Annotated in this window: 1 protein-coding gene; it reads left to right on the top strand. The window is 41.2% G+C overall.

What is annotated here, in order from left to right; genetic code table 11:
• Positions 1 to 1,093, top strand: a 1,093-nt coding sequence (locus O9324_RS22300; RefSeq protein WP_288141332.1) for a hypothetical protein, incomplete at its 5' end; no start/stop codon positions are given.
• Positions 1,094 to 1,186: the final 93 nt, after the last annotated feature.

The following is a 1,186-nucleotide window of genomic DNA, read 5'->3' as shown; positions in this document are numbered from 1 at the left end:
TAACACCAAATTAGTCAAAGACGCGACTAATAAACTTTATGCTCAAATTGGTAATAATAACCCCATCGCCATCAAAAATGGGGGGACTCAAATTACCACAAATATCTACCCAGGTTGGCAAACTTTAGCAGCAGAAACCGTTAATGGAGTCAATCAAGTCTTATGGAAATATAACGATGGTAATTATCTGCATCTGTGGACTTTAGATAATAACTGGAACTGGCAATCTTCCACTGGATGGTGGGGATTAAATTCCCCAGAAGCTTTCACCCAAGAAACCAACTTCCAACAAGACTTTAACGGTGATAATAAGATTGGTAATCCCTACACCCCCATCGAAGCTTTCGGTAACACCAAATTAGTCAAAGACGCAACTAACAAACTTTACGCTCAAATTGGTAATAATAACCCCATCGCCATTAAAATTGGGGGGACTCAGATTACCACAAATATCTATCCAGGTTGGCAAACTCTAGCCGCAGAAACCGTTAATGGAGTCAATCAAGTCCTCTGGAAATATAACGATGGTAATTATCTGCATCTGTGGAGTTTAGATAGTAACTGGAATTGGCAATCTTCCACTGGATGGTGGGGATTAAACTCTCCAGAAGCTTTCACCCAAGAAACCAACTTCCAACAAGACTTTAATGGTGATAATAAGATTGGTAATCCCTTACTCATTATCGGGTCATCAAACGATGATATTCTCACCGGTACTGCGGACAATGATACTCTAATTGGTGGCCTAGGTAATGATACCCTAACAGGGGGTGCAGGTGGCGATCAATTCACCTTCAACAACCCCAATGAAGGAATTGACACAATTACTGATTTCCTCTCCAGTCAGGGGGATAAAATTGCTGTCTCTGCTGCGGGTTTTGGCGGTGGTTTAGCCGCAGGAGTTCCCCTTACATCTGCTCAATTTGTGTTAGGAACAACTGCATTAAATGCCAGCAATCGCTTTATTTATAATACAATCACTGGAGGACTATTCTTTGATGGGGACGGGACAGGTACACTAGCAGCTATTCAAATTGCAACTCTTAGTTCTAAACCCACTCTTACCGCCTCTGATATACTTGTATTAGTTTAATCTTAATACAGCTTGTAGGGTGCGTTAGGCGACTATCAATTCCGTCAAAAAACCAAAATTAACAATCCGCCGTAACGCACCACCTCTATTATT

Source organism: Microcystis sp. LE19-84.1B, from assembly GCF_027531875.1.
Taxonomy (GTDB): Bacteria; Cyanobacteriota; Cyanobacteriia; order Cyanobacteriales; family Microcystaceae; genus Microcystis; species Microcystis panniformis.
This window is presented reverse-complemented; position numbering and strand designations above follow the sequence as displayed.